The organism is Muricauda sp. SCSIO 65647, from assembly GCF_021534965.1.
In the GTDB taxonomy this organism is placed as follows: Bacteria; Bacteroidota; Bacteroidia; order Flavobacteriales; family Flavobacteriaceae; genus Flagellimonas_A.
The window spans coordinates 1,118,732-1,142,288 of record NZ_CP091037.1 but is presented as its reverse complement, the minus strand read 5'-3'; the positions used below and the strand labels follow the sequence as shown (position 1 = coordinate 1,142,288).

Annotated in this window: 13 protein-coding genes; 9 read left to right on the top strand and 4 right to left on the bottom strand. The window is 43.9% G+C overall.

Annotation, left to right across the window (positions count from 1 at the left end):
• The first annotated feature begins 175 nt into the window (after positions 1–175).
• Both L0P89_RS05020 and L0P89_RS05015 read left to right on the top strand, forming a co-directional pair.
• A complete protein-coding gene (locus tag L0P89_RS05020; protein ID WP_235267309.1) occupies positions 176–1,042 on the top strand; it encodes an inositol oxygenase in 867 nt (288 codons plus the stop codon).
• Between the two features lie 18 nt (positions 1,043–1,060).
• Positions 1,061–2,629, top strand: a complete 1,569-nt coding sequence (locus L0P89_RS05015) for a solute:sodium symporter family transporter (RefSeq protein WP_235267308.1) — start codon at positions 1,061–1,063, stop codon at positions 2,627–2,629.
• Between the two features lie 104 nt (positions 2,630–2,733).
• Here the strand turns inward: L0P89_RS05015 and L0P89_RS05010 are convergent, their stop codons facing one another.
• Complete coding sequence (locus L0P89_RS05010; RefSeq protein ID WP_235267307.1) at positions 2,734–3,873, bottom strand: hypothetical protein; 1,140 nt, start codon at positions 3,871–3,873, stop codon at positions 2,734–2,736.
• 114 nt (positions 3,874–3,987) lie between these two features.
• Here L0P89_RS05010 and L0P89_RS05005 point away from each other — a divergent pair, with 114 nt between their 5' ends.
• From L0P89_RS05005 to L0P89_RS04975, 7 genes are all read left to right on the top strand, one after another.
• Positions 3,988–6,924 (top strand): SusC/RagA family TonB-linked outer membrane protein, encoded by a 2,937-nt coding sequence (locus L0P89_RS05005; protein WP_235267306.1) that lies wholly within the window; start codon positions 3,988–3,990, stop codon positions 6,922–6,924.
• 10 nt (positions 6,925–6,934) lie between these two features.
• Positions 6,935–8,407, top strand: coding sequence for a RagB/SusD family nutrient uptake outer membrane protein (locus tag L0P89_RS05000; protein WP_235267305.1), 1,473 nt, complete (start codon positions 6,935–6,937; stop codon positions 8,405–8,407).
• 25 nt (positions 8,408–8,432) lie between these two features.
• The gene (locus L0P89_RS04995) at positions 8,433–9,560 is read left to right on the top strand and encodes a hypothetical protein (RefSeq protein WP_235267304.1); all 1,128 of its coding nucleotides are present in this window, start codon (positions 8,433–8,435) and stop codon (positions 9,558–9,560) included.
• Positions 9,561–9,655: 95 nt separating this feature from the next.
• Positions 9,656–10,825 carry a pyridoxal phosphate-dependent aminotransferase gene (locus tag L0P89_RS04990; protein WP_235267303.1) on the top strand — a complete coding sequence of 390 codons (1,170 nt, stop codon included), beginning with the start codon at positions 9,656–9,658 and terminating at the stop codon, positions 10,823–10,825.
• A gap of 13 nt (positions 10,826–10,838) precedes the next feature.
• Complete coding sequence (locus tag L0P89_RS04985) at positions 10,839–12,086, top strand: dicarboxylate/amino acid:cation symporter (protein ID WP_235267302.1); 1,248 nt, start codon at positions 10,839–10,841, stop codon at positions 12,084–12,086.
• Positions 12,083–13,642: a hypothetical protein gene (locus L0P89_RS04980; protein WP_235267301.1), complete on the top strand. Its 1,560-nt coding sequence runs from the start codon at positions 12,083–12,085 to the stop codon at positions 13,640–13,642. The genes L0P89_RS04985 and L0P89_RS04980 overlap by 4 nt, the downstream gene beginning before the upstream one ends.
• A gap of 82 nt (positions 13,643–13,724) precedes the next feature.
• Positions 13,725–16,619: a VPS10 domain-containing protein gene (locus tag L0P89_RS04975; protein WP_235267300.1), complete on the top strand. Its 2,895-nt coding sequence runs from the start codon at positions 13,725–13,727 to the stop codon at positions 16,617–16,619.
• A gap of 430 nt (positions 16,620–17,049) precedes the next feature.
• On the opposite strand, the gene L0P89_RS04970 is transcribed toward L0P89_RS04975, so the two are convergent.
• From L0P89_RS04970 to L0P89_RS04960, 3 genes are all read right to left on the bottom strand, one after another.
• Positions 17,050–18,504 (bottom strand): sulfatase, encoded by a 1,455-nt coding sequence (locus L0P89_RS04970; protein WP_235267299.1) that lies wholly within the window; start codon positions 18,502–18,504, stop codon positions 17,050–17,052.
• 135 nt (positions 18,505–18,639) lie between these two features.
• On the bottom strand, positions 18,640–20,067 hold the full coding sequence (locus L0P89_RS04965; protein ID WP_235267298.1) for a RagB/SusD family nutrient uptake outer membrane protein: 1,428 nt from the start codon (positions 20,065–20,067) through the stop codon (positions 18,640–18,642).
• 20 nt (positions 20,068–20,087) lie between these two features.
• Positions 20,088–23,483, bottom strand: a complete 3,396-nt coding sequence (locus L0P89_RS04960; RefSeq protein ID WP_235267297.1) for a TonB-dependent receptor — start codon at positions 23,481–23,483, stop codon at positions 20,088–20,090.
• Between the last annotated feature and the right edge of the window lie 74 nt (positions 23,484–23,557).

The window sequence follows — 23,557 nt, the reverse complement described above, 5'->3', positions numbered from 1 at the left end:
AAATAACCAATATGTTCATAGTTTTGAAATATTTGTCCATTTCAAGACCGATATGAAGTGGTATGTTTGAAGTACAGGGTCATGTTGACGAAAGAAATGCAATGGTCAATTGGGGCTCAAAAACACAACGATCTGGAGAAAATGAATAACAGCATTCACATATAATTTAAGACAAATGGGCATAGATAAGAACAATCCGTTGGAATCATTGGAGCATTGGGAAGAGGATATTTTAAAACGTTATCCAGATCCTGCGGAAGATGGCAAGAAAAAAGAGGAATTCCGAAATTATGAAGATTCGTATAGGGTCGATACGGTCAGGGAGTTCTACAGGTTGAACCATAAGTTTCAGACCTATGATTTTGTTTGTCAAAAGCAGGAGGAGTTATTGCAGTTCAATAAAAGGGAGATGTCTTTATGGGATGCCGTTGATTTTTTGAACACTTTGGTGGACGATAGTGACCCGGATATCGATTTGGACCAATTGCAGCACTTGTTGCAGACCTCTGAGGCCATAAGGGCCGATGGCCATCCCGATTGGTTCGTGCTTACTGGTTTTTTGCACGATATGGGAAAGGTGCTATGCCTATTTGGGGAGCCGCAATGGGCAGTTGTTGGCGATACCTTTCCGGTCGGTTGCGCTTTTTCGAACAAGATCGTCTATCCAGAATTCTTTTCCGAAAACCCAGATAGCCAAGATGAACGATACAATACCAAATTTGGAATATATTCAGAAAACTGTGGACTGGACGCGGTGAAGATGAGCTGGGGCCATGACGAGTACCTGTACCATATCATGAAAGACCATTTGCCAGAGCCGGCACTCTATATTATTCGCTATCATTCTTTTTACGCGCAACATCGAGAACATGCCTATAGCCATTTGATGAACGAAAAAGACCATGAGATGTTTGAGTGGGTAAAAAAATTCAATCCGTACGATTTATATACCAAAGCACCCGTAAAGCCAGATGCAAAGGCATTAAAACCTTATTACGAAGACCTTGTCGAAAAATATTTGCCTGAAAAACTGAGATTTTAGAGCACCAACCAAACTTTAATGACAGCAACATATCTTGGCTTTTTTGGCTTTACGCTCTTTGTCATCCTTTATACCACGTACAAACTCCGAAAAGATAGTTTTAAGACGGCAAAGGGATATTTTCTTGCAGGGAAAACCTTGACAGGGCCCATCATCGCCGGATCCATGATTCTGACCAATATCTCCACCGAGCACCTTATCGGTATGAACGGCAGTTCCTATAAAAACGGAATCATTGTCATCGCTTGGGAGGTAACTTCTGCCATAGCCTTGGTCATTGCCGCCATATTCTTTCTTCCCCGTTTTATACAAATGGGATTGACGACCATTCCAGAGTTTTTGGAAAAGCGGTTTGATGGGGCCACTAGGTCAATCGTGGCCTTTTTGTTGATGCTATCCTTTGTGGTAACACTGTTACCAATTGTTTTGTATTCGGGTGCCATTAATATTGAAAGTGTTTTTGAGTTTACCGAAATGTTCAATATTACCAAGACCGAGGCACTGCTGTACACCATATTGACCATCGGCGTTATAGGGTCGCTCTATGCCATCTTCGGAGGGTTGAAGGCAGTGGCGTATTCAGACAGTCTTAATGGTATTGGCCTTATGTTGGGCGGATTGCTCATACCGGCCTTGGCCTTGTACCAAATCGGAAAAGGGAATGTGGTCGATGGGCTGACCAAGGTCTATGATTTTGCGCCTGACAAATTTGATATCATAGGTAGTCCAGATTCCATTTTACCATTTTCCACTCTATTCACCGGCCTAATGATCAATCAATTGTATTTCTGGGGGATGAACCAAGCCATCATTCAACGGGCGTTTGGGGCCAAAAATCTGGCGGAGGCCCAAAAGGGACTTATCTATACAGGCGTTTTAAAACTGTTTGTGCCCTGCATCATTGTGTTACCCGGACTGATTGCCTATTACTACTTTCAGGATGAGTTTTATGCAAATCCAGATTTGATTTACCCTCTGCTGGTGAAGAAGGTGCTGCCCGCCTACTTGTACGGGTTCTTTGCCGCTGTGGTATTGGGGGCTGTGCTGAGTACCTTCAATAGTGTGTTGAACTCTGCCAGTACCATTTTTTGCTATGATATCTATAAAAAGATCATCAACAAAAAAGTTTCCGATGCCCAATTGGTGAAATGGGGCAAGTTGACCTCTGTTGTTCTTGCAGTAGGGGCCATCAGTATTGCACCATTTGTGGCCTATGCACCAGATGGGCTTTACTTTCTGTTACAAGAATTGAACGGTATTTTCTTTATTCCCATTTCCTCGGTGATCATTGCGGGAATTTTCGTAAAACAGATTAATGCCATTGGGGCCAAAGCGGGGCTTTTATTTGGATTTTTGTTTTATATTTTGACCACCTTCATTTTAAACTTAGACATCCACTTTGTCCATCTTTGGGGCATGGAATTCGTATTGAACTTCATCATCATGTTCTTGGTATCCAAAGGTCGCCCCACGGCCGATTATGTGCATGAAACCTACCGATATCCAGATAAGGCCTGGCCATGGGTAAAAGAGGCTGGCATTATACTTACCGGACTCACCATCTTGATTTATATAATGCTCTCGTAAGTAGGGCGTTCAAGAAAATGATGTGAAATATCCGATATGACAAGTGCTGTTCAGCATGGGAAGGGTTTCCAAGACTTAACTGAATGTAATATTGACCTTAACATTTAAACTAGAGATTCAATCCTTTTTGCCATGAGTAGCTCTGGTTTGAGTTGTTTCAAGACTTCTGGCCTGTACTTTTTTTTCAAGACCAAATATGAAATAAAAGAGCTAGGTTCTGCATGGATAATAGGGCTTGATGAGGAACAGCTATAGACATACCCCTCAAACGGTCTTCGAACGTTGATATGCAGATTGAGAATTTGTTTGCTGATAGAGATACTGTCTTGGTTTTTTCTAGTAAACCGAATATTCAGGGTGTTGATGTTCACAAAGCTTGCATATCCATTATAGATTACTTGGTTGATCTCCATATGTGCCGAAAAGTCTTTTTCAATGCTAAGGTCAATGGCGTTCATGGTTCCGTTGTCAGCTGGATAGATGAATTTATAGTCGCCAACAAGCTTTAAGTAATGAAAATGGTGTGTGGATACTATTTCGTCAAGTGTGTTCGGGGTCCGCAGTTTGGTAATGTAAACATTGTCTTTTAAATAGGCCATGATCCGGTAATCACTTGCCGTTTCCAATTTGGTTTTTGCAGCGTTTTCATCAGAGCATCGCTCAAGAATGATACGACCTGCAGCAGGAAAGCCATCACGTTTTACAGTACTGTAGGTTCCTAAAAGATAATCGTGGCCATACTTCATGGTTCCTGAAAAAAGGGAAATCAACTTTTTGACCGGAGTTGTGTACCCCATTTTGGTGACCTCGATAAAAGTATAGTTTTCAATGACCGTATAGGTACCTTCCCAATGCTCTTGAATCCGATAGTCCATTACTACCTTGCGTTTATTGATCACCTTTACCAAAGCCCGGTCCACAACGCCCCTAGCAAAGGCGTAGTAATGCATGATGTAATATTGTACATCATTTAAATCTGGGGTAATGGTAACGTCACCTTTTCTTTCAATTCTATCGGTTGCCGGATTGTAGATCAGGGAAAATTCAGACATTAACTCTTCCAAGAGTTCGTTTCTGGTTTTTTTTTCAATGACCGGTTGTGGGTATCGGTCATGGTTTTTGGCTTTGCTCAGGGAAGTATAGTTTAACCGGCTTTCAATTTCTTGCTGCGAGATTTTCTGCAATTTCAAGTAATCGACGGTCTTTTTGATCAGTTCTGCGCTTTCACTATTAGAACGTTTCATAGTAAATATTTTCAGAAAATTTCTGAAATAATTTTCTTTTTTCCAAAAAATGGAGGTGGAATTGGTTTTTTGGATGATTTTTATGCCTCTGATAACTAACTAATACGATGTGGAATGAAGCTCAGATTATTTATCGTGATGTTATTTTCCAGTGGCTTTTTAATGGCTCAGAACAGGGTCACGGGAAAAATTATTTCTGAAAACCGAGAACCCTTGCTAGGGGTATCGATTTTGGTAAAAGGGACCACAGTAGGTACGGTCTCAGATTTTGATGGCAACTACACCATTATGGCCGATCAGGGAGATATCTTGGTGGTGAGCTATGTGGGTTTTAAAACCCTGGAAGTGCCAGTTGCATCCAATGTGATCAATGTCACCATGGTTCGGGATTTGAACCAATTGGATGAAGTGGTCGTGGTCGCTTTTGGTACTTCGACCCGAAAAGCGCTCACCGGGGCTTTGGAGGTAGTGACCACCGATGAAATTCAAGCACAGCCCCTATCAAACTTCACCAACGCTTTACAGGGGCTTGCCCCTGGCCTCCAGGTATTTGAAAGCAATGGGCAACCAGGTGAGGGTGCCGAATTCAGGATTAGGGGAATAGGGTCGCTCTTGGCAGGCGATGATCCGCTAATTGTGTTGAACGGTGCTGTTTTCAATGGCGGGCTTTCCCAGATCAACCCTAATGATATTGAATCTGTAAATGTCTTAAAGGATGCTGCATCTGCCTCAATTTATGGATCTAGGGCGGCCAATGGGGTCATCTTGATCACTACCAAAAAAGGAAGAAATCAAAAGACTGCTTTTTCCCTAAACACTGAAATCGGTTTTACCGAGAATACCAACCCTAACAATTTTAGGTTGATGAATACCGCAGAGTACGTTGAGTATTACAGGGAGGCCTTGATCAATGATGGAAGAAACCCAGACGACCCTTCGACAGGTTTTTTTCTTCCCATAAGCCAAGCTTTTGATACCGATTGGGTGAACGAGGTTTTTCAAACGGGATCTTTCAGAAAATATGACTTTTCGGCCAGGGGGGGCAATGACAAGACCTCTTTTTATACAGGTCTCGGCTATACCGAACAAAAAGGGACCGTGGTAGGTACTGGTTTTGAAAGGGTCACCGGAACCTTGAGTATCGACCATAATCTAAATGACAAAATTGACATTGGGGGAAATATGCAATTGAATTACAGAAATAGGGACAATCTTATTTCTGAAACGGGCCGATCGGGCCAACTTTCGGGTGCTTTTAACACCGCACCTACCGAACCCATATTTGGGCAACCCGATACGAATCCCGAATTGGTGGGTTCTGGGTATAATTTTGACATTCCCAGCAATGCCCAGCACAATGCTGTGGCTTCGGCAGCCTTAAATTCAAACAATGTTGAGAGCTGGAGCATCAATGCCACCTTGAATTTGGGATACAATTTTACGCCGAAATTGCGTGGCGAAGCTCTGGGAAATTACTACTACAACACCTCAATTTTTAAGGAAACCATAGGTAAAACCTATCTGGCGGAGACCGAGGGTGGAAACGCACTGGAGGAACGCACCTCTGAAAACACCTTCAACTTTGTGGGTTCGTTGGCCTACACGACCGATATCGGTGAAGACCATTCACTGGGTATAAAGGCAGGCTTTGAGACCACGAGGTTCCGGAGCAACCTGCTTGAGGTGTCAAGAAGAGGGTTCACATTTGCAAATCTTAACGATGTCGGACTCGCCTCGGGCCCCATAGACCCTTCTGATATTGAATCGGGCTTCAATGGAAGTGCCGTGGCCGGTTTTTTTGGAAGGATCAACTACGATTATAAAGACAAGATCTTTTTGGAAGGTTCCCTACGGAGGGATGGAGCCTCGAATTTTGGGCCAGATACCCGTTGGGGTACGTTTGGTGCCGTGGGGCTCAGCTATATCCTTTCTGAAGACCTGTTTTCAGATTCTGAACTGGTGAACAACCTTAAATTGAGAGCAAGCTACGGTTCTTCGGGAAACAATAATTTCGGCAACTTTCTGTGGAGAGACCTGTTCAGTCTAGGTAGGGATTATGCACTGAACCCAACTGATTTTTTGCCCGGTATAACCGTTTCCTTTCCACCCAACAGAAGTTTGCAGTGGGAAAAAAACCTACAATTGGATATTGGCTTGGACTTCAATCTTTTTAACAATAGGTTGAGCGGTAGCGTGGATTATTTCAGGAGGATTTCCGAAGACTTGTTGTTTGAACTTCCATTGTCACTAACCACAGGATTTGAGGAACAGGCCGTGAATTCTGATGCGGAACTATTGAATACAGGCTTTGAGATCTCATTGGCCGCCTACATTCTGCGAAGTCAAAACTTTTCATGGCGAACCGATGCCAACATAGCTTTTTACGATCAGGAAATAAGACAATTGCCCCAAGAAGTGGTCTTTAGCGATCGCATCTGGCAAGAAGGCGGACGATCTGATAATTTCTTTTACCAACGTTATGAAGGGGTAGATCCTGCCACGGGCGACCCATTGTATTTGGATGTCAATGGCAACGTAACCCCAGATTATGACGGTGAGGAAAGCAGGGCGGTGGTCGGTCAAAGAAGTCCCGACACCTATGGAAGTATCACAAATACCTTCACCTACAAAGACCTGAGTCTGTCCTTTATGTTTTTCTTCAATGAAGGAAACCAAGAGTATTTTGATTTGGGGGAAACCTTGAATGGAGATGGACAGAACTTCCCTGCGAACCAATGGGCAATAGCACTGAACCGTTGGCAACAGCCAGGAGACATAACCGATATCCCCAGGGTGCGGCTGAACAATCCCAATGGGGGCTTCGAAAGCACACGGTTTTTACATGATGCCTCCTATGTGCGCCTTCAGAACATAACATTGGGCTACAATTTGCCTGTTGAGGTAGTACGACAATTGGGCTTGGACGGTATGTCCTTTAGATTGAGCGGTCAAAATTTGTGGACAATAACCGACTTTCCAGGATTCGACCCCACATCTGAGGCATATCCAATTCCCAGGACCATAACCTTTGCGGCCAACTTAACCTTTTAAAAATAGCACTATGAAATCTTTAGTTAAAGCATATACATTTTTAACGCTCATATTATTGTTCATATGGAGCTGTGAAGATTATTTGGATATTGAACCCGAGACCCAAGTGGCCTCCTCATCGGTTTTTCAGACCCAAGATGGTGCATTGGCCGCTTTGAACGGTATCTATACCTCAATAAAGCTCAAAGGGATGTACGGAACAGATTTTGCCGTCATTGGCGATGCAGCTTCAGACAATGGCAAGATCCCCTCAGATAGGGAAGATGCCGGGGCAAACAGTGACAGATTGCCCCATGCTTATCTGTTGAACCTGAATGCAAACACCACCAGTATATTGTGGGATGATGCCTATGTGCTCATCAACAATTCCAATACTTTTCTTGAAAACATCGATGCGGTCGGTGATATGTCAGACGAAGCTAAGACCCAGGCCATTGCCGAAGTAAGAGTCGTAAGGGCCTATGCCTATTTCTGCTTGATGCAGGTTTTCGCACAGGACTATAACTTTACTTCGGATCAATCCCATCCCGGAGTACCCATTGTAACCTCGACAGGCGTGACCAACCAACCAGCAAGAAACACCGCCGGGGAAGTTTTCGGATTTATTTTTCAAGAATTCAACGAGGCATTGCCTGATCTTCAAAACAGCAATGCCATAGATAGACCGGGAGACGATTTCTATTTCATCAACTATTTTTCCGCATTGAGCCTAAGGGCCAAAATGTATTTCTACATCACTGATTATGCCAATGCGCTCAGTGATGCCAATCAGGTCATCAACTCAGGGCGTTATAGTCTGGTGACCCAATATACAACGGGACTTTACCCATCTTCTGGTTTGGGAGATTTGGAATTCATCAATGAGTGGGCCGGAACAGCGATTGTAACCCCTGAAAGTATCTTTCAATTATACGTGAACGAGGCTGGGGCCAGCATTACCACCAACAGGTCCATAATTGACATCTACACATCCAATAATGGCAACGCCGCACATGCAATTTCCGGTGATCTGTTTGATTTGTACGAGACCCAAGACCTCCGTTTGAATTGGTACAAAGTAGAGAACACCGATCAACATGTGTTCAAATACCCTGGAGATTTTGGGGCAGCACCCGATGATACGCCCTACTCGGTGATTCGGCTTACCGAATTGATTCTGATGAAAGCCGAGATTGAGGCTCGAAATGGGCAGGAAGCCGTTGCCCTTGACCTGGTCAATAGCATTACCTCAAGGGCCAATGCATCACCCATCACTTCGAGCGGTAACCAGCTTATTGAAGATATCATAACCGAGCGTAGAAAGGAAATGGCCTTTGAGGGAAACCGCTTGTTCGATCTGAAGCGATTGCAACGGGGATTCACCAGAAATGATTGCTCAGCGGATATCTGTAATTTGGATTATCCTACTTTCCTGTATGCTTGGCCAATTCCGCTGGCAGAGTTCAACGGAAATCCAAATATGGTCCAGAATGATGGCTACTAATAAGGTACAAACTAAAAGCAGAAAAATGAATACGTACATACAACTAAAACCAACGATCATTTCTTCCATCCTAGTAGGACTGACATCGATCGTATTGCTTATTTCATGTGACAATGAAGACGTAAATGAAGTTGTTTCAAGGGAAGGCCAGACTTTTGTGGCCGGTATTGCAGATGGGCTTACCACCACGGTTTTTGAAGATGAAGGAGAGGCTATTTCAGTACCTTTTTCCGTAGGCTTCACCCTTAACGAAAGTGCAAATGTTACCATAGACCTGACCTTGGAGAACGCTGTTTATGGAGTTGATTTTGTTACCGAACCAGATGGTGCTTCGGGTCAAATATCACTGTCTATTTCTGCGGGGAGCAACAATCCGACCATAAGATTGATACCCAATGTTACCGAAGAGGTTAAAGATTATTCCGTGATGTTCGAAGTGTCAGGAGTATCGGGAGGGTTACGTTTGGCGGAAGGGAGTGGGGTTTTTACGGCCTCGGTGGAAGATCGTACCAAAAATCTCGATATTATTGCATTTACAAGTTTTGAAGAACCCACCGCCGGGGCCACCAACAACTACGAAGCTGACGATGGTGTGGAACAGATCAATAAAGATGGACTGAATTCGGTCGATTATGTTTCCACGGGTGATGAACTGGGCTTTGATTTCTCGTACATTCCGGGAGAAGAAGGGGGAGAGGATACTTCACTTTATTGGGGAGTTACCAATGTGTTGAACGAACCCGATGAGTGGGATCTGCCATTTTTTCAAGATGGAATGCAGGCCTATGTCGCTTCTGATGCAGATGGTCTGGCCGAGATAGTGTTTGATGAAGTGACCATTGCGCCTAGCACAGAAATTCTTTTGGTGACCCTTTCTACCTTTTTTGTGGATGCCAGTTGGGAAGATTCTGATGAGTTTGATGTCTTTTGGCGGACTTCTGACGGTGACGAACTGTTGCTGTCCTTTAGAGGTGATGAAAATGATGATATGCGCGATCAACCCGATGGTACCGGAAATGTTATTGAAAATAGCTGGGTCACCTTCAATGCTTTTGTACAAAATGTGAAGACCGGTAGATTGGTCCTTCAAATTGGCAATAACTCGGGATCCGAACTGGTGTTTTTGGATGCCATCAGAATTGGGGTGAAATAGAGAACCTTTTTTTGAGTAAGTTAGTTTATTTGAGTTAGTTAAAACAAGCGGCGATGTCGCAATATCGTCGCTTGTTCTACGAAGAATATTTAAATATGAATTTATCCAAGAGAGTATTAGATTCTAGTTTTTCAGCAACGGTAGGTATTGCAGATAAAGCCCAAATTATTCGTGAACAAGGAAGAGCCGTATACGATTTTTCTGCCGGTCGGGCCTTTGAGCCCACCCCTGCTTACATAACACGTGGTACCATAGCCGCGATAAATGCAGGGGATACCCATCAAACCATGGCAAGGGGGAAAACCATTTACAGGAACGCCATAGCCGAAAAATTAAAACGCGATAACAAAATTGATGCCGACCCCGAGAAGGAGGTCATTGCCACCATGGGATGCAAACAAGGGCTTACCATAGGCCTGTTGGCCTGTATAAATCCAGGTGATGAGGTCATTGTCGAAGATCCTTGTTTTGTGAGTTACACCCAAACGGTTCACTATTTGGGAGGAAAAGCGGTAAAGGTACCCTTAAAGGCTGAAAATGGTTTTAGGTGGACCAAGGACGATTTGGAAAAGGCCGTTACCAAGCGAACAAAAGTGATCATACTTTGCTCCCCGCATAACCCAACGGGAGTGGTCCACTCAAAAAAGGATCTTCAAATCATTGCCGATGTGGCCATCAAGAACAACCTTATCGTGATTACCGATGAGGTGTATGAAAGAGTAGTCTGGAACGGCCATAAACATACCAATCTGGCGACACTTCCAGGCATGAAGGATCGAACCATTACCCTCATGAGCTTTACGAAAAGCTTTTCCATGGGGGGTTGGAGGGTCGGCTTCATTTACTCCAGTGAGAATATCATCAAGGAGTTGGAAAAATTACAGCAACATTTGATCACCAGCGTAAATTCGTTTGTGCAGATCGGTGCGGCCATTGCCTGTGGAAAACCACAGGACGAAGTGCTCGACTACTGGTTGGAATGGGAGAAAAAGGTATTTTACTGTACCGATTACATTGATGGCATCAAGGGCTTGAAATGTCATCGCCCCGAAGGAGGGTTCTACGCATGGGTCGATATTTCCCAATTGGGAACAAGTTCTTATGATTTTACTGAGCAACTTCTTGAAAAAGAGTCGGTTGCCATAGTCCACGGGTCTTCCTTTGGTGAATTTGGCGAAAATTATGTTAGGTTTACCTGTGTCAAATCATGGGACGAATTGGAAGAGGGTCTCAAACGCTTGAAAAGGTTTGCCCAGTCCCATTGATTAAAATCATAAGATGTACAAAAGAGTACTAAAGCGGTATTTACAGATTCCCTTCGCGACCAGGGTTTTGCTTTGGATGTTATTTGGTGCCGTGGCCGGGCTGGTGTTTAAAGAAGAGGCACTGGTGGTGAAACCACTGGGAATTGGTTTTTTGAACCTTTTGCTGATGGCCGCCATACCACTGGTCTTTTTTAATCTTTTATCGGGTATAGCCTCGCTGAACAGTATTTCAAGTTTTGGCAGAATTGGGGGTAAAGTGTTGCTATGGTATGTTTTTTCGACCATTATGGCCATAATTATCGGTATTGGTTTGATGAATTTGTCCAAAGCGGGTGTCGGAATGACGCTTAAGGCAGAAGTTTCTAATGACATTGGTCAAATACCAAACGTTGGTGACCTTTTGTTGAGCATGATTCCGATCAACATTTTTAAATCATTTGCTGAGGGAAACCTGATTCAAATAGTGGTTTTTGCCGTTCTTTTAGGGATAGTTACGCTAAAACTGCCTCCAAAAGCTAGGCAACCTTTGGAGAAGGGATATGACCTTCTAGCAGGTTTGATGCGCAAGTTGGTGGAATACATATTGATACTATCACCACTTTGTCTTGGGGCCTTGATGGCGGCCACCTTCGGAGAATTTGGATCGAACATCGCAGGGGCCTTGGGCAAGTTTATAGCGACAATTTATGTAGGGCAGTTGTTGATGATATTGGTATATATGATATTGCTGACCACCGTTGGAAGGGTTTCCATCCCCTGGTTTTTTAGAAAGACCAAGGAACTCTATGCCACCACGATTGCCACATGCAGTAGTTTGGCCAGCCTGGCAGTGGCACTTGATATTGCCGAAACGAAAATGAAGCTTCCCAAAAAAGTATACTCCTTCACCCTGCCCATGGGGGCACAGTTCAACAAAGATGGTACTTCCATAATGCTTTCGGGAATCCTCATTTTTACTGCCCAGGCTGCTGGATTAAATTTTAGTATTCAAGAACTGGTACAAGTTGTCTTGATCGGACTATTGGTGGTTGAGGGCTCGTCCGGTATTCCTGGTGGAGGATTGGTGGTCGCTATGCTGTTTGCAGAAGCGTTTAATTTGCCCATCGAGATCGTGGCCATTGTTGGGGGCATTTATCGATTGATCGATATGGGCAATACCACGGTCAACTGTATGGGAGATATGGTGGCAACAACGATAGTATCAAGATTTGAGACGCAGTGGAGACCGTCGTACGTACAACCAAATGATAATGCAAGATGAAAATAAGGGGACTATACTTTTTCTTGAACCTACTTTTTGCGGTGCAGTTGATGGCACAATCTGGGGTGGGCACAAAAGAAGACCGTGAAGCGCTTTTTGATGCCATTGTTAAAATGACAATGCAGCGTGAGGCCTTCTCCGATTTCAAGAACAAGGCGCTAAACTTTGACCCGATCGAGAATATGCAAAAGCTCAGACAAGAGTTTGTCGATGCGGAAACAAACGATGATTTTTGGTTTGCCCTTGTGAAATTAAGTGCCGCACGACATGACAAACACCTTTCCATTGAAGAAGTTGAAAATGGATTGACCGTACCCCAAATGGAAGAAGGTCGCGCACCAATACGGTTTCACCCTGATTATTCTTCCAAGAAGCTTTCGTTTTTCGTGTCTGATCATTCAAAAAATATTGCGGACTATTGCGAAAAAAGAGCGCCAAGCATAGGAGATGAACTTCTTGAGGTCAATGGTGTTGCCCTGGCTGATTTTGTGGAGCAAGTAAGACCGTACATCGCATACTCCAATGAAAATAACTTTAAGATTCGCACGGCAGATGCCCTATCCAAAAGAAGTGCCCAATGGCCCGGTACATTTTTCAAAGACAGTTTCCATATCAAACTAAAACCAAAAAAAGGGAGACCATATTCTTTGGTAGTGCCTTACTTGAATGAAGTTGATTGGCAATATGGAAGGTTTTTGCGCAATTATGAAGGGTATGAACTGGCCTGGGAAAAAGAATCCTTCGCCGTGTATTTGCCAAAGGATAAGAGCTCTAAGACCATTTTGCTCTGGTGGTATGGTTTTAGGAAAGATTTAAGGGATGCGGTCGACGAATTGGTCAATTATGCCGAGACCAATGGTATGTTGGCCCATGACCTCATTATCGATGCGGTCAATAGTAGGGGCGGAAGCCAAGGGGCCTATGCCTTGGCGCGATTTTCATCTCGACCGTTCAAGACCACGGGCGGAAATTTAAGACTCAGTGATATCACCGATGATTTTATTGCTGACAGAACGGAGAAATATTTGTCAAAGAAACAAATTATGGATGGCAGCTCCCCAGAGACCGAAGATGATGGCTCTTGGATGATGGAATGGTTGCACGGGCCGGTGCTGAAAGGGTTGGAGCGCGGTCAAGACTATAGTAACAATGTCCCCTTTAAATGTGCCCACCTTCCGTATTATTCTGATTGGGTAATGCAACCTGCCAAGAAACACTTTACCGGAAAATTGGTGCTTTTTTCAGGCCCTTGGGGCGGATCTCATATGGATCAGTTTTCCGCCATGGTCAATGACAATGATCTGGGCCATACCTTTGGGATGCCCTCTGGGGGGTACAGCAACACTTGGGAGTGGGAAGAGGATTTATATTTTCCGAACGGTAGCACCCCTGTGGTCAAGTTTATGTGGAACATTGGCCACACCATTCGCCCAAACGGCCAAGTACTTGAAGGAAATCCCGCCTTGGTCGATGATTATGTTCCGGTGACCAAGGATAACTATTTAGATTATAAAAACATATTGCTCGGTAAGGCATTGAACTGGTTGGAGCAGTAGTGTACCGATTGGGTCGATTCAACATGAACAACCTCCTAACGGTACAATACATCATGGGGCTATAATTTGAAAAATGTTGAAAATGAAGAAGAGCATTTTATCGGTATTGATGGTCGTTGGGTTCTTTGGTTTTGCCCAACAACAATCAAAAGAAAAATCAGAACAGGAACTAGCCTTTCAATTTAAAAACGTCGGGCCGTCGCGAGGAGGCAGGGTGACCGCCGTAAAAGGGGTTGTCGACAGTACAAATGTCTACTATATGGGCAGCACAGGTGGGGGCCTATGGAAAACCACCGATCATGGCCATCATTGGAAGAACATTTCTGACAGCTATTTTGAAAGTCCTTCCATAGGGGCGATTGCGATATTCCAGAAGAATCCTGATATTCTATACGTGGGCACAGGTTCAGATGGTATCCGTAGCAATGTAATCGTGGGCAGGGGAATCTATAAATCGATTGATGCAGGTAAAACATGGAGATTTTCCGGATTGAAAGACGCAGGTCAAATCGGGGCGTTGGAAGTGCATCCCAATAATCCCGATATCGCCTATGTAGCTGTAGTGGGCCAACCTTTTAGGAAATCCAAAGAACGGGGCGTATTCAAGACCACCGATGGTGGCAAGCATTGGAACAAAGTACTTTTTCATTCCGATTCCGTGGGCGCGGTCGACATTGAGCTGGCACCAAATCGACCAGAAATTGTCTATGCCACCATGTGGATGGGAGAACGAAAACCTTGGACGATTATAAGTGGTGGGGCAACCGATGGCATCTACAAATCCATCGATGGTGGGCAAAATTGGAAGAGGCTGAAAAAAGGTCTCCCAACCGCCTTGACGGGAAAAGCTGATTTGGCGGTAAGCCAGGCCATGCCTTCCCGTGTTTGGGCTCAGGTCCAGGCTGCAGAAGGGCAAGAAGGTATTTATAAATCAGATGATTACGGCGAATCTTGGAAAAAGGTGGAAATGCCTGCCAAAATTCATAAATCCGTAATGTACCGACCATTTTACTTCACCAATATTGATGCAAACCCTCAAAATGGCGATAATATTTGGGCAGGAACCAAAAAACTCTGGACATCATATGACGGTGGAAAAAAATGGAAAGAAATCATTCCGCCGCATTCCGACCACCACGATTTATGGATCAATCCCAAGGACACTCTTTTTATGATAGCTGGCAATGACGGCGGTGGGGCAGTTTCCATCGATGGGGGCAAGAATTGGTCAACACAGTTCAACCAACCAACCGCAGAACTTTATTCTTGTGATGTCGATGACCAATTTCCCTTTTATATCTATTCAGGGCAGCAAGATAACACTACCATTCGTGTGCCCAGTAGGCCTCCAGCACAAAATGTATTGAACAGTAATGACGGGCATGGAATGGAAACCATGGTATTCTGGGATAGGGTAGGAGGATGCGAAACGGGCCCAGCGATTCCCAAACCCGGCGATCCCAATATCGTTTACAGCAATTGCAAGGGTCAATTTTCGGTGTACAACCATAAACTGGGCACGGAACATCTGTATTACATTGGTGGGGAAAGTCTTTATGGGAACCACCCAGATGATATCACTTATCGTTTTCAGCGGGTGACCCCCATGGAAGTATCGCCCCATGATCCCAATGTGGTCTATTATGGCTCGCAGTACCTCCACAAAACGATCGACGGCGGCAGAAATTGGGAAAGAATATCTGAAGATTTGACTGAAAATAGGACCGCCTATCGAATGCGAAGTGGTGGCCCGATAGATGAAGATATCTCTGGGGAAGAGTATTATGCCGTACTTTATGCCATACAGGAATCACCGATAAAGAGGGGCGTGATTTGGACGGGTTCCAATGATGGATTGATTCATATTACCAAAGATGGCGGTGCCTCATGGACAAACATAACCCCCAGTATTCTGAGCGGAGGGCGGGTGCAGAATTTGGAGGCATCTCCCCATGACCCGGCTAAATGTTATGCTGCGATCAATAGGGATTATCTTGGCGACGAGCAAACGTATTTTCTAAAAACGGAAGATTACGGTCAGACATGGCAACGCATCGATCAAGGTATGGCCGAAGGTCATGTGGCCAGGGTAATCCGTGAAGACCCTGATAGGGAAGGGCTGCTATATGCTGGAACAGAGTTTGGCCTGTATCTTTCCTTCGATGATGGCGCACACTGGCGATCTTTTCAACACAATTTGCCCGTAGTGCCCGTTACCGATATGCAGGTTTTTCGTAAGAACTTGGTCTTATCCACCTTGGGGAGGTCGTTCTGGGTTTTGGACGACATTAGCCCCCTGCACCAATATGATCCGGAACAAAGCCAAAAATTACAAGTGTTCCAACCAAGACCAAATCATGAACCCAATCAAAACATCTATTTCACATTGCCCGAAGAAGCGATTGATTCTGTGGTCTCTTTTCGATTTCAAAAGAATGGGAGATTGGTGCATGCCAAAAATCTAGAAGTGGCCAAGCTTCCCGAAGATGAATTGGGCATAAGAAGAACGGAATGGGATTTTAAATGGTACCTTAAAAGAAAGGGGAAAAAAGATTTTTCAGGGCCCAGAATATCCCCTGGCGATTATGATCTCATGATCTTTTATGGTTCAGATAGTGTGTCTGCGAAAATTAACTTTCGACTACACCCCGAATTGACTGAAAGCGGAGTTACAATTGAAAACCTTCAGAAACAAGAAACATTGGCCCTGAAGACAACACGGCTCTACTTAGAGGTATCCCAAAGAATAGAGGAATTGGAACAAGAGTTAGGCATTACAAAAAATCTTACAAAAAGAAAAAAACTACAAAAGGCTTTGGCTAGATTGAAAAAAGGACCCAAAAGGTACGATAAGCCCATGCTGATCGATCATATCAAATACTTGATGGAAATGGTAACCGAAGCACAACAGCCGTTAGGGCAAGATGCTTTTGAAAGATATGACCAATTGCTTTTAGAATGGAGCAATATCAAATAACCCCTTCATTTAGCTTATCTTATTTATCCCAGATTTTTTCTTCTAGGGTCATTTGCTCCAAAAGTCGCTCTACTTCTGGAACTACATTTATTTCTTGTCTGATTATTTGGGAAGCTCCACAAGACAAAAGAGCTATTATATATTTATATTTTTTTGTTCAAACTCATTTTCTTGTGTTTTAATCATAGTCTTTGGTGATGTCTCACCATTGAAGTCTGCCAAGAATGCACCTATAAAAAATGGGAAGGATGCAAAAATTAGCACCCTTCCCACAAACTAACTCAAACTGACTCAACTTAATTCTTCGTCTTAAACATAGTTCAGATAATAAATCATCCTTTTTTTGGGGAAGTATGTCTTGTCTTTCCCGTATGCTGTTTCATTCTGGTAAAACACTTTGCGAGCAATAGTTGAACTTAAGCTTTTGAAATCATTTCGTTTTTTCCTTGAGCGCCAATAAATCCGGTGCTTTGATCATTTTTGAATTGTGCTCGCGCACCACTTGCTCTATCTCGGCTATGACCTCAGGGAATTTTTCTGAAATGTCAAATCTTTCTGAAGGATCTTCATCCAAATTGTACAAAAGGGGAGGGTTGTGCTCAACGCGTTTAGGATTGTGCACATATACTTCCTGCGTTATGAAGTGTGCTTTATAGGCACCGACACGAACGGCATAAAGATCCCTTCCTCTATAATAAAAAACCTCATTGCGAGAGCTTTTGCCATCACTGAACAGTACTGGGCCCAAATCTATACCGTCCATTTCCCTATCAGCTGGCATTTCGGCACTGGCCAATTTTGAAAACGTACTGAACAGGTCCATCGTGGTTCCCATATCCATGACCACTTTTGGCTTGATGTTGCCAGGAGACCAAAAAATGCAGGGTTCACGCATGCCTCCTTCCCAAGTGGTGCCTTTTCCATCACGTAGCAATCCTGCACTACCACCAGAAATTTCTGTTTTGATCCAAGGGCCATTGTCTGAGGTGAATACCACAATAGTATTTTCGGCAAGCCCCTCGTTTTCAAGCAGGGTGATTATACGCCCCACGTTATGGTCAATTTCCTCTACAACATCCCCATAGAGTCCCCTTTTGCTCGTTCCCATAAATTCTTCTGAAGCAAACAACGGCACGTGAGGTAGATTATAAGCTAGATAAAGGAAAAAGGGAGATTTCTTGTTCTGCTCAATCCATTTTATGGACTCATCGGTATACCGCTTTGTAATGGTATGCTGGTTTGCGGGACGTTCAATAATGGTCTTATTGCGAATCAAGGGCACATTGAAATCCGCTATTTCAAGGTTTTTGTATTCTTTGGTCCACAAATCCCAATACCCTGTGGGGCCTTCCAACTTTCGGGTAAGGTCCATATCATTTGAATATGGTATTCCATAGTAATAATCAAAGCCATGATTTGTTGGCAAATATTTTTCTTTATGGCCAAGGTGCCATTTACCTATGCAAGCAGTACCATAGCCCACTGTTTTAAGTTGTTCTGCCAACGTAATTTCTTCTAGGGGCAGGCCATTGACCGAGTTGGGAAAAAGAACGCGCGACTTGTTGCTGGCCATACCACTTCGTACTGGTAAGCGTCCAGTAAGAAGAGCGGCACGACTAGGCGTACAAACGCTTGCACCTACATAGAAATTGGTCCATTTCTGACCCTCAATGGCCATTCTATCGAGGTTGGGCGTATGTATGGTAGGATGCCCGTAGACCCCCAAATCACCATATCCGAGATCATCGGCAAAAATGATGATGAAGTTTGGTTTTCTAGGGTAATCTTCCAATTCTTGAGCCATTGCCCATTCTGTAAACAATACAAGGCAAAGTATCCAGACAACAGATAATGAATATGCCCGAAACATTTTTTTAATCTTCATTTTCATAAGGTCATTTAAACAATTGTTGTGAACTCATTTTGTTTTTTTCTGTTAGACAAAACCTGCCCTGCCTATTAGGGCAGGTTTTGATGGCAATTCCAGTGCTCAAAAACCTTATCTGGCTGCTGGGTATTGCTAGTATCCAGGATTCTGTTCCAATGCCGGATTGGCATCCAACTCCCGTTCAGGTATGGGAAACAGCGCCCTAAAAGCTGCGGTTGTTTTCCCCCGTGCCTGGGCCCTATCGATAAACGTCCCATTTCTGATTTGATCTTCCCGTGCTTTACCTTCAAACCACAGTTCCCATTCCCTTTCCTGAAAAATGGCCTGACGTAACGATTCTTGCGTAAACCCTGCCAAATTCAAGGATGGAATCCCTGCCCTGGTTCGAACTTGATTTATCAAATCAACCACTTCCTGACTGGGCCCTGATAACTCATTTAAGGCCTCGGCCCTGCTCAAAAGAATATCGGCATAGCGAATTATTGGGATATCATTTCCAGCCCTGGCGCCTACTGAAGATGGATCAAACTCGATCTTATACGGAAACGAATTGTCGTTGCCCAATCCCGAAACCACCTCGCCACTTGCCGTGCTCACATACTCTGTGATGATAAGGTTCTTCCGCATATCGTTTACGTCAAATGAATTGACAAAATTATCAAATAGGTAGGTTCGCGCGGCAAACACCCCATTGTTGGGGAACGGCCTGGGAAAATCTGGGGGGAAAATAAGGGCATTAAGTTGTTGAAAGGTGCTGACCCCAGAGGCGTCTTTGGGCAATGCCCAGACCAGTTCATCGTTCCCCTCGTTTTCTATACTGAACACTTGGCTGTAATCGGCAATCAATTCGTAAACACCAAGGTCCATAATCTGTTGGGTCAAATCGGCAGCTTCTTGCCATTGCCTTCCATTCAAATAATACTTGGCCAAAATTCCCAGGGCCGCCCCTCTGGTCCCCCTGCCAAATTCATTTTGAACGGGCAATGCGTTTATGGCCAAATTGAGCTCTTGTTCTATAAATGTTTGTACCTCGGTTTCGGTGGCCCTTGGCAATAATGGGTCATCGCCTGGGGATGTATATAAAGGAACGGCTCCGAACAGATTGTACAGCTCAGAATAAGACCATCCACGTAAAAAGTGTACCTCCGCCTCAATATTTTGTTTGAATTCGTCAGAGAAATTCTCGTTGTCCAAATTATCCAAAACAATGTTGGCATCCCTTATACTTCTATAATAGCCTACCCATTGTGAGCGGATTTGGGAATGGTTACTGTCCCAGTTGTGGTCTATCAGTGCTTGCCATAGACTTTCTATGCCTCCACCTGCGCCCCAAACTTCACCTGCCGGCATTGAGGCCATATAGTAGGGTGACCAAGAGGTATCCCCGCCCGAACGATGCCCATAGGTATAGGCCGAGTTTAACAACGAGTTTATGCCTTCTTCCGTAATTAGCAAATTGGAAGGGGCAAGCTCTGAGAATACCTCTTCATCTAAGCGATCTTCGCAGGCCACCAAGCTAAATATCAATACTATTAAGAGTTTATGAAAATGTGTGTTCATCACAATATTTTTTAATTAATTTAAAAGTTGGCGGTCAATCCCAATAGATAGGTAGTGGCCAATGGATAACTGCTGTAATCAATCCTAACATTTTGGCTGCCAAATGAATTGGCCTCTGGGTCAAATCCACTGTAATCAGTGATTGTAAAAAGGTTTTGTCCGGTCACATAAAGTTTCAAGGAATTCAAAAAGTTTACATTGTTCACTGGCACATTATAGCTCAACTGCACATTTTTTAGCCTGAAAAAAGAGGCGTCTTCTACCGTAAGGGTATTTACCTTACTCGCTCCATACGCATTTGGATTTACTGAAGAGGGCCATCTGGCATCTGTGTTTTGTGGAGTCCACCTGTCCAAAATGGTTTCAGCGAGCCGATTTCTTCTAAAGTTTGCCGGGTACAGTGATTCGATCAAATTGACGTTCAAAAGATCCGCCCCCTCCTGACCTTGAAAGAAGACATCAAGATTCCAATTTTTGTATTTGAAGGAGTTGCGAATACCGTAGATAAAATCTGGAAAGGGACTTCCGATAATGGTCTGGTCATCAGGGTTAATGACCCCATCACCGTTTCTGTCCTCGAAAATTGGGAACCCGGGTTGTGCATTGGGCTGTGCAGAATTTGCGATATCGTCACCTTCTTGAAAGAATCCGGTAACCACATAACCAAAATAGGAAGCCAAGGGATCGCCTTCCTGTATTACCGAGGTATTGCCTACCCCTTGAACACCACCTGTGACGAACCTGCCATCTTCAATTCTTCCCAAATCGACCACCTCGTTCTTTATGGTGGAAAAGTTCAATGAGGTGTCCCATTCGAAATCATCGGTCACTATATTGGTAGAATTGATTAAAACCTCGAACCCCGTGTTCTGCACTTCCCCGACATTGGTCAAGATTGAACCAAAACCAGACGCCAAAGGCAATGGTAGATTAAACAATAAGTCGTTGGTGGTCTTGGAAAAATAATCTAAGGTTGTGTTGATTCTTCCGTTGAACAGCCCGATGTCCAACCCGATATCCAACTGTTCGGTAGTTTCCCATTTTAGATTCGGATTGGCTATGCGAGATGGCTGAACACTTCCCTCAAGATTACCGTCCAACACCACATTACGCCCAGCTTGGAACGTCAATAACGAATTGAAATTACCTATTTCCTGATTACCGGTTTGTCCCCAACTTGCCCTAAGCTTCAGTTCGCTAAAGACATCTGGTATAAAACGCTCTTCAGAGAGTTTCCAGCCCAGTGCAAAAGAAGGAAAATACCCAAACTTATTGTTCTCCCCAAAGCGTGACGACCCATCGGCCCTGATGGAGGCGGTTACCAAATACTTATTGTCAAAGCTATAGTTTACCCTTCCCAGATAAGACAAGAGCGAGTTTTCTTCCTTTCTGCTCGAAAGATTATCATTGTTGGTATCACCCAATTCTAGATTATTGGTGCCAATTTCATCTGTGGGGAAACCATTGATGTTCCCCGAGAAACTCCGGGTTTCAAATTGTTGGAACGTAATACCCCCCAAGACCGTTAGGCTATGTTTTTCTGCAAAAACCTTGTTATAGTTCATGGTATACTCAAAAAGATAATTGGAACGCTCCAAAACCTCTATATTGGCGATACCACTCTGGTCTTCACCTCGTATGGTTTGTGAGGAGTTGAAAATATCTCTTCGTGTCTGTTGCCGATCAGTTCCAAAATTAAATTTGCCCGAAAGGTTATCCGTAAAATCATAATTTAAAAAGACGGTGCCGAAAGTACGGTTGGTCTCGCTCAAACTTGAGATACCATTTACTAGTGACAGTGGGTTATTGATGGTCAAATTAGGAGATTGGGCAAATGAGCCATCCTCATTGAAGATGGGTTCTGTTGGGTCATAGAGCTGTGCGGTGTTGATAGGGCCTGCTTGCTCATTGGTATTGACCCCGTCAACATTATTGTTGTCCTTAACGAGACTGGTATTGAAATTTATGCCCAACTGTGCACGTTCCCCAATCTCTGTATCGATGTTTATTCTACCGGTGAACCTTTCTATTCCTGAGTTGTTGACAACGCCCTCTTGATCAAAATAATTGAATGAGGCGTAAATGGAAGTTGTCTTCGAGCCTCCTTGAACAGAAAGGTTGTGATTGGTCACCGGTGCGGTACGAAATATTTGGTCTTGCCAGTCGGTGCCTTGGCCTATTCGTGCTATATCTTCATCGGTAAAAACGATATCGTTTCCCTGATCTAACGACAGTGCATTGATAGCATTGATATATTCACTGGTGGAAAGCACATCGATCGTTTCGGCAACACTTTGCATGCCCGCATATACATCGTAGGTAACCGACATTTTTCCTTCCCTACCTTTTTTTGTGGTAATCATGATGACACCATTGGCACCCCGTGATCCGTAAATCGCGGTCGCAGAAGCATCCTTAAGAATCTCTATAGACTCTATATCAGCTGGGTTTAAAGCGTTCAATGGGTTTCTTGGGCTATTATTGTTGGCGACTTGGGCAGCAATGGTACTCGAAAACAGATTTGGGCTATTGTCAATGGGATAGCCATCGATAACATACAGGGGTTCATTACCGGCGTTCAATGAACTGGCCCCACGAATTCTAATGCTGAGACCACCACCAGGGGCAGAACTGGCCTGACTTATCTGCACACCAGCTGCACGACCTTGAAGCAATTGGTCTACCGATACATTGGCGCCTGGGTTAAAATCATCGGTACGAAGCGATGATATCGATCCTGTTAGGTCGCTTTTCAGCTGTGTACCATACCCTATGACCACAATTTCGTCAAGCGCCGCAGTGCTTTCTTGAAGAATGATATTGAAGTTGGACTGTCCTGAAACAGTAATTTCTTGACTGGTAAAACCAATGTAGGAAATGACCAAAACAGCATTTTCATCTGTAACGATAATGGAAAAATTACCATCAAAATCAGATTCCGTGCCGTTTGTAGTACCCTTTTCAACGATGCTGGCACCGGGTAGGGGCGTTCCATTTGCATCGGTGACCGTACCGCTTATTTCCCGTTCTTGGGGCGGTGCATTGGCAGTAATTATCTTACGTGTCAGAACTATTTGATTTTCATTGATCGCATAGTCAAGATCTACCTTGGACGCCAATTTGTCCAAAACTTCCCTTATGGTTTCCTTATCAGCGGCAAGAGAGGTTTTTTGTTTGTCGTCTATTTCCTTAACATTATAGAAGAACCGATAACCCGTTTGGGATTTTATTTCTTTCAGAATCCGTTTCAGTGGAACATTGTCATAGTTAAATTCCATTCTTTTCTGCGACATGACCGAATTGGCCGATAGCTGAAAGAGTACAAGGGAGGCCATAAGAAAACAGAACTTCATTTTGAGATTTAGTTTTTTACCATGCACTTTGTCAAGAACATGGTCCTCATCGCTTTTTTTCATAGTTTTGAATGTCTTTGATTGTTAGTAATAATTTATTAATGATCGAGTTGATAAGGGAAGTGGGCCAACACTTC

Bases quoted from the DNA above. Each gene is read 5' to 3' on its own strand.
- L0P89_RS04965 (WP_235267298.1), bottom strand. From the start codon at position 20,067: ATGAACACACATTTTCATAAACTCTTAATAGTATTGATATTTAGCTTG.
- L0P89_RS05015 (WP_235267308.1), top strand. From the start codon at position 1,061: ATGACAGCAACATATCTTGGCTTTTTTGGCTTTACGCTCTTTGTCATC.
- L0P89_RS05000 (WP_235267305.1), top strand. From the start codon at position 6,935: ATGAAATCTTTAGTTAAAGCATATACATTTTTAACGCTCATATTATTG.
- L0P89_RS04980 (WP_235267301.1), top strand. From the start codon at position 12,083: ATGAAAATAAGGGGACTATACTTTTTCTTGAACCTACTTTTTGCGGTG.
- L0P89_RS04995 (WP_235267304.1), top strand. From the start codon at position 8,433: ATGAATACGTACATACAACTAAAACCAACGATCATTTCTTCCATCCTA.
- L0P89_RS04975 (WP_235267300.1), top strand. From the start codon at position 13,725: ATGAAGAAGAGCATTTTATCGGTATTGATGGTCGTTGGGTTCTTTGGT.
- L0P89_RS05005 (WP_235267306.1), top strand. From the start codon at position 3,988: ATGAAGCTCAGATTATTTATCGTGATGTTATTTTCCAGTGGCTTTTTA.
- L0P89_RS05010 (WP_235267307.1), bottom strand. From the start codon at position 3,873: ATGAAACGTTCTAATAGTGAAAGCGCAGAACTGATCAAAAAGACCGTC.
- L0P89_RS05020 (WP_235267309.1), top strand. From the start codon at position 176: ATGGGCATAGATAAGAACAATCCGTTGGAATCATTGGAGCATTGGGAA.
- L0P89_RS04990 (WP_235267303.1), top strand. From the start codon at position 9,656: ATGAATTTATCCAAGAGAGTATTAGATTCTAGTTTTTCAGCAACGGTA.
- L0P89_RS04985 (WP_235267302.1), top strand. From the start codon at position 10,839: ATGTACAAAAGAGTACTAAAGCGGTATTTACAGATTCCCTTCGCGACC.
- L0P89_RS04960 (WP_235267297.1), bottom strand. From the start codon at position 23,483: ATGAAAAAAAGCGATGAGGACCATGTTCTTGACAAAGTGCATGGTAAA.
- L0P89_RS04970 (WP_235267299.1), bottom strand. From the start codon at position 18,504: ATGAAGATTAAAAAAATGTTTCGGGCATATTCATTATCTGTTGTCTGG.